This is a genomic window from Sneathiella sp. (assembly GCF_036960985.1).
Classification (GTDB): domain Bacteria; phylum Pseudomonadota; class Alphaproteobacteria; order Sneathiellales; family Sneathiellaceae; genus Sneathiella.
Window position 1 is genome coordinate 61,898 of record NZ_JBALWD010000020.1, and the last position, 6,434, is coordinate 68,331.

General features: G+C 46.9%; 9 protein-coding genes. 7 read left to right on the forward strand and 2 right to left on the reverse strand.

The window, feature by feature from the left end:
• Positions 1–37 precede the first annotated feature (37 nt).
• The 5 genes from V7723_RS12605 to rpmG all read left to right on the forward strand — a co-directional run bounded on the left by V7723_RS12605 (position 38) and on the right by rpmG (position 3,280).
• Positions 38–421, forward strand: coding sequence for a DUF983 domain-containing protein (locus V7723_RS12605; protein ID WP_335684831.1), 384 nt, complete (start codon positions 38–40; stop codon positions 419–421).
• A gap of 58 nt (positions 422–479) precedes the next feature.
• Positions 480–1,199 (forward strand): NUDIX hydrolase, encoded by a 720-nt coding sequence (locus V7723_RS12610; RefSeq protein WP_335684832.1) that lies wholly within the window; start codon positions 480–482, stop codon positions 1,197–1,199.
• 2 nt (positions 1,200–1,201) lie between these two features.
• The gene (locus V7723_RS12615; RefSeq protein WP_335684833.1) at positions 1,202–1,828 is read left to right on the forward strand and encodes an NUDIX hydrolase; all 627 of its coding nucleotides are present in this window, start codon (positions 1,202–1,204) and stop codon (positions 1,826–1,828) included.
• Between the two features lie 15 nt (positions 1,829–1,843).
• Positions 1,844–3,010, forward strand: coding sequence for an MFS transporter (locus tag V7723_RS12620; RefSeq protein ID WP_335684834.1), 1,167 nt, complete (start codon positions 1,844–1,846; stop codon positions 3,008–3,010).
• A 102-nt stretch (positions 3,011–3,112) separates the two neighbouring features.
• Entirely contained in the window at positions 3,113–3,280 is a 168-nt protein-coding gene (gene rpmG, locus V7723_RS12625; protein WP_335684835.1) for a 50S ribosomal protein L33, read from the forward strand.
• 236 nt (positions 3,281–3,516) lie between these two features.
• Here the strand turns inward: rpmG and V7723_RS12630 are convergent, their stop codons facing one another.
• Both V7723_RS12630 and V7723_RS12635 read right to left on the reverse strand, forming a co-directional pair.
• On the reverse strand, positions 3,517–4,896 hold the full coding sequence (locus V7723_RS12630; protein ID WP_335684836.1) for a PleD family two-component system response regulator: 1,380 nt from the start codon (positions 4,894–4,896) through the stop codon (positions 3,517–3,519).
• Between the two features lie 3 nt (positions 4,897–4,899).
• Positions 4,900–5,262 (reverse strand): response regulator, encoded by a 363-nt coding sequence (locus V7723_RS12635; protein WP_251932956.1) that lies wholly within the window; start codon positions 5,260–5,262, stop codon positions 4,900–4,902.
• Between the two features lie 204 nt (positions 5,263–5,466).
• Here V7723_RS12635 and V7723_RS12640 point away from each other — a divergent pair, with 204 nt between their 5' ends.
• Together V7723_RS12640 and V7723_RS12645 are read left to right on the forward strand one after the other, a co-directional pair.
• Positions 5,467–5,742: a DUF3572 domain-containing protein gene (locus tag V7723_RS12640; RefSeq protein ID WP_335684837.1), complete on the forward strand. Its 276-nt coding sequence runs from the start codon at positions 5,467–5,469 to the stop codon at positions 5,740–5,742.
• The gene (locus tag V7723_RS12645; RefSeq protein WP_335684838.1) at positions 5,743–6,414 is read left to right on the forward strand and encodes a hypothetical protein; all 672 of its coding nucleotides are present in this window, start codon (positions 5,743–5,745) and stop codon (positions 6,412–6,414) included.
• Positions 6,415–6,434 lie beyond the last annotated feature (20 nt).

The following is a 6,434-nucleotide window of genomic DNA, read 5'->3' on the forward strand; positions in this document are numbered from 1 at the left end:
TGATAAGTTCTGCTGAATGAACGGGATTTGAATAATTATGACAATCGAACAAACAGAAAGACCTTTGGGTCAGGCGTTTCGCAATGGCTTGCTGCGCCGCTGTCCCGAGTGCGGTAAAAGCAGTGTGTTTAACGGCTATATCAAAGTCAAACATACATGCGATTCCTGCGGTCTGGAACTGCACCACCAGCGTGCTGACGATGCCCCCCCCTACTTCACCATGCTCATAGTTCTGCATTTTGTCATTTCGGGTTTGCTCACAGTTCAACAGACTTTTAACCCGGCAACGTGGATCCAGCTCAGTATCTGGCTCCCCGTTTCCTTGGTCGCTTCACTCTGGTTGCTCCCACGCGTCAAAGGAGCGCTCATTGGCATTCAATGGGCCCGAAGAATGCACGGATTTGGCGGCGATTTTACATAAAAGTTAGACTTGTGGAGTTGAAACAGGCATATTCAATGAAAAAATAGGAAATCATTGAATGAGCACTGAAAAGAAAAGGTCGGTCGCGGAAAGTCGCACCGACGGCACCACTGCCCCCCGCCCCAAAGACGCTGCAACCCTCATTTTGTACAGACAAAGCCGCAATAAGATTGAAATTCTTATGGGCGAACGGAGTGCTCGGCACAGCTTTATGCCTAATACTTATGTATTTCCGGGCGGACGGGTTGATGCCAGTGACAGCAGAATTCCTGCAGCAAAAAAATTGCGCGAAGACGTATTGGCGCGCTTGATCCGTGGTGGAGCCAGCCCTGCTCGCGCCCATGCCCTTGCAATTGCCGCCATCCGTGAAACATTCGAGGAAACGGGATTACGGTTAGCCGCCTCACATTCCGGGCCCAAACGCTCCCGTGTCCAGGTTTGGAATGAATTTGGAAGCCTTACGTGCGGACCTGATTTATCAAAGCTTGATTACATTGCACGCGCCGTCACACCACCGGCTCGTAAGAAAAGATTTAACACGCGCTTTTTTGTAGCTGACGCCGAAACGTTGGAAGGCGACCTAAAAGGATCCGGTGAGTTGCTTGATTTGAAATGGGTGACGATGCGTGAGGCCCTAGATCTTGATATTCCGCTTATCACAGAACGGGTCCTCGGATATGCGGATACCTTCTTGAAGAACAAGCCGGATCCGATTGCGAGTGTGCCTGTCCCAATGTTTCAAATGCGCCACGGAAAACGTGTCTTTTCAGAAGAATGAGTATGCCTGAAACGCCTAGTAAACCAGTAATACCGAGGCACGCAGCCAGCCTCGTCATCTACGAGCAGCGCGGAACTGAAACTTATGTTTTGATGGGTAAACGGGCCAAAGCTCATCGGTTTTTGCCAAATGTCTATGTATTTCCGGGAGGACGGGTCGATACGGAAGATGCATTTGCAAACCCTTCTTCACCGTTGCCGCAACCAGTGCAGAACCTATTGTCTCAGCCGTCGAATATGGCCCATGCTGTTGCAGCAGCAGCAGTGCGTGAAACACACGAGGAGACTGGGCTCATTATCGGTAAAGTCAATGCGGATCGACTTGTTCCTGATTTTTCCAATCTGGACTATATAGCGCGGGCCATCACACCCGCCGTTAGTCCCATCAGATTTAATACCCGGTTTCTAATGATCCATGCCAGACATGTAAGTGGAGATCTTGGCGGATCCGGCGAATTAATTGATCTCAAATGGGTTTCTGTTCAGGAAGCCTATAAAATGCAACTGGTGGATGTCACAGAATTTGTTCTGGAGGAAATGGAGAAAAAACTGTCGACACCTGTGCAAAAAATCACCAAGGTGCCCTTATTTACTTATTATCGTGGAAAACCACTCATCCGCAATATCTGAAACTGGTGCCCTTCAATGACCGAGAACAAGCCGGACAACACACTGGCGCTGATCGCAATAATTGCAGCGGTTACAGCCATGGCGGTATCTTTGAGCCTTTCAATACCGCTTGTTTCTTTATCATTGGAGAGACGGGGTTACGGCAGTGATATAATCGGTCTTATGGGATCTCTCCCTGCAATTTCCTTCTTGTTTGGATCCCCTTTCATCCCCTTTTGGACCCGCATGTTCGGAGTTGGCAAGATGCTATGGGGTGCTTTGATCTTGGCCGCCGTCTGCATTCTATCTCTCGCCATATCCGACAATATCTTTTTTTGGTTTTTCCTGCGCTTACTGATTGGCTTTTCAATGGCCATTTTGTTCCTCATTAGCGAAGCGTGGATCAATACGATTGCGAAAGACGAGACCAGAGGCCGGACAATTGCTATATATGTCTCCGTCATGACCTGCGGTTTCGCATTTGGACCTGTTCTCATTACTATTATTGGGGCTGAAGGCACCTTCCCCTTCGTTGTTTCAAGCCTCATCGTATTTTCGGCAGGATTTGCTTTTTTGCTTGTGGATGGAAAATTTCCTGATTTAAGCGCCCAAAGCAAATTTTCGATCATGCGTTTTTTTAAAATAGCGCCGATGATTAGTGCCGCCGCCCTTCTTGTAGCTTTTTTCGATGGATCTGTTTTAACGCTTCTCCCAGTTTATGGCGTTAAGAACGGACAAACTCTGGAAATGGCCGTATTGATGACAAGCGCCCTGCTCGCGGGAAATATCATCTTGCAGTTTCCTATTGGTTGGCTCGCAGACAGGTATGATCGAAATTGGGTGATTCTTGGATGCGGCAGCCTTGGTGTCGTGGGTGCGCTACTCCTCCCCTTCACGGTATCTGAGCCTTACCTGCTTTGGCCAATGCTTGTTGTCTGGGGAGGCGCCGTGGTCGGGACCTACACGATAGCTCTCGTCATTTTGGGGCAGGACTTTAAAGGCGGAGATCTTATTACGGCCACAGCGGCTATCGGCGCGTTGTGGGGGCTTGGAAGCCTGATTGGGCCAGCTACGGCAGGTGTTGCTATGGAGATCATTGAACCCCATGGAATGCCCCTCATTTTCGCTATAGCCTGCTCCTTGTTCGTGCTTCTTGCCATTCGTCAGATCATTGCATCAAAAAGCAGCGGAAATAATCTTTAATTTGTGCACGTCAGACTTGACTTCAGCGATTAAATCCGTATTTTCCGAGCTCAATTATTTATTTCTTTTGCTGAAGTGCGAAAGACGACTGGAGTTTCGGACATGGCTAAGCCGACCACATTGAAAATTAAACTGGTAAGCACAGCTGACACTGGCTTTTATTACGTCACCAAAAAGAACCCACGGACGTTGACGGAAAAAATGGTGATGCGTAAGTATGACCCCGTTGTGCGCAAACACGTTGATTTTAAAGAAGCTAAAATCAAGTAGCTTCAGCCCCTTCTTTTTTGAAGTACCGCCACTCTTTGCTTGATCTACAGGCGAATAACCTTTCTGGCATCTACTCAACATAATCGTCACGACGATAAAGTAGGGCAAATTACTGATATTTTTGATCGGTCACTCTTGCAGATAGCCAACAAAGTGTCGGAGTACAGCACCAACCGTCATCCGGCCGATCATATCGACAGCTATTTTTCAAAAAAATTTAGATCGCCGGCGAAGAACTAAGCTGCGACGTTTCCAGAATTGACGACCACTCGATTTCGGCCATCTCGTTTCGCGGAATACAATGCTTCATCTGCCCGCTTCAAGAGCGTAGCCGCGTCTTCCTGTTCGCGCGACACCGTCACGCCGATGGAACAGGTAATTTCCAACTCGACCGTTCCTTTGCTATCTTTAAAAGCTTGATCGGCAATTTGACGACGTAATCTCTCAGAGACGCCCGACGCGACTGAAAGGTCTGTGTCTGGCATTACCACGACAAATTCTTCTCCGCCATATCTACACGCGAGATCAACACCGCGTACACCCACACCGATCCGACTGGCAAAACCTTGGATAACGTCATCACCAACATCGTGGCCGTGGGTATCGTTTACATTCTTGAAAAAATCGATATCCATAATCAATACGGATACGGGCTTATAATCCAATTTTGCTCGCTGCAATAAGGCGTCAAGGTGATTGGTCATATAACGACGGTTATACAGTCCCGTCAGGCTATCCGTGACAGCCAATTCCATACTGCGATGATAATTATGTCGCAACCGGTCTTGGTATTGCTTGCGCAGGATCTGTGTCCGCGTACGAACGATTAACTCGTTAATATCAATCGGTCGCATCACATAATCACTGATGCCGATTTCCAAACCCTTCATGAGTTTGTCTTTATCAACTTCGTCAACCAAGGTCAAAATAGGTAACTGTCGCGTTTCTTCAAACGTACGAATGCGCGAGCAAAGCCGTAAAGGGTCATTTTCCGCGGCATCAAGACTAATCACGACGAGATCAAAATCTCCGCCGCGCAATAAAGTCTGAGCCTCATCCATACTTCTTTCGACAACGACATCATACTCTTCGGCATAGACTTTTGTGATCTGATCAACGGAATATTCATTGTCATCGATCAACAGAATACGGGCATGCCGAATGGCAACATCTTCGTCTTCAGAGGTATTAATAACTCCTAAGTCGGAACTTGTTTCTTCGCGTAGACGAAACTCATCCATCATCATTTTTAGGCGCAACAACGATTTTACGCGCGCGAACAATGCAATATCATCCACCGGCTTTGTTAGAAAGTCATCAGCGCCGGCTTCCAAGCCTTGCACGCGATCTGTCGCTTCACTGAGCGCTGTAACCATAATAACAGGAATATGCGCGGTACGCGGGTCCTTTTTCAGACGACGGCACACTTCAAATCCATCCATCTGTGGCATCATTACATCGAGCAAGATAAGGTCTGGTGGTGAATTGTAAGCTAATTCCAACGCATCCGGTCCATTATATGCAGTCACGACATCATAATATTCAACTGAAAGCTTGGCTTCCAGAATCTTTACATTAGGGATAACGTCATCGACGACGAGAATACGGGCTGACATATGCTAGTCCAAAAATTCTTTAACGGTGTTCAAAAAGTTCTCAACGGAAATTGGTTTCGCGATGTAAGCTTCGCAGCCCCCTTCACGAATTTTCTCTTCATCCCCTTTCATCGCAAACGCCGTCACAGCGATGACCGGAATAGACTGCAAAGTTTCATCCTCTTTGATCCATTTGGTGACTTCCAACCCAGACACTTCAGGCAACTGAATATCCATTAAAATCAGATCTGGTTTATGTTCACGAGCTATCCCCAATGCTTCCATGCCATCTTTGGTTTGCAAAGTATTGTAACCATGCGCATCCAGTAAATCGTGGAATAGCTTCATATTTAGTTCGTTGTCTTCGACAATCAATACTGTCTTCATTTTGATACTTCCATTTTCCGCAGCAAACGGTACATTTGAGTAGTGACTCACAAAAATCTGTCTCTTAAAGATCCGGAAGAATATTGCGCTTTGCCATGGCGCCTTTCCCAAATGCTAAACTAAAGACTATCATTAGTTCCCAATAAACCGAAATATGTTTAATTTTCCATTACTTTATTCAATTGTTTTAGAAGAAATCCAGCTATGAACCAGGAACAATCAGAAATACTTGGTCTGCAAGCCCTAGCTTATATCGCAGGCGATGAAAAAATTCTTAATTGGTTCATGACCGAAACTGGTATGAGCCCCGAAGATATTGGGAATGTAAAGGACCCAAACGAGATACTGGCGGGCGTTCTTGATTTTTTACTTGCCCATGAGGAAACCCTGATTGAGTTTTGCGAGCAACAGACTATCCCGCCGACCAGTCCGGCTCGAGCCCGCCGCTTTCTGCCTGGTGCTGCAATGGAAGACTATTAGATGACAAATGATATCCATAAAGAAGTCCTTCCGCAGCTGGCAAAGCTGGCCATTGATCCACATCGCCCCCTTATTATTTCGGACGCGGATGAAGTGTTGTTTAATTTTATGATTGGGTTGGAAGGATTGCTGGCGTCGCAAGAACTCTACTTCGACTGGTCATCATTTGCCCTGACGGGGAACATTCGCCGAATTGCTGATAAAGAGCCTATCAGTCAGGAAGAGGTTGGGGGCCTCTTATCTGAATTTTTCGAGCATCGGTGTGTTGATTTGCCTGCTGTTGAGGGCGCGTCGAAAGGATTGAAATCATTAAGTAAGCACGCGCAAATTATTGTACTGAGTAATATTCCTCCAAAATACGCACATCACAGAGTGATGGGCCTCAAAGACAAAGATATGGACTACCCATTAATTGCAAATATTGGCAGTAAAGGAGAAGTCGTTCGCCACCTTACGCAAGGGATGAGTGCACCGGCTTACTTTATTGACGATATCCCGCATAATCATAGTTCAGTCAATACCCATGCCGCCCATGTTCACCGGCTCCACTATATTGCCGATGAAAGATTGTCTGCACTTTTGGGACCCGCCGAACACAGCCATACCCGGTTATATAATTGGCCGGAAATTGAAGCCCATATCATTCAGCATATCGAGATCGGCGCTTTCTAGATGGGTGCTCTTTGCCGTCA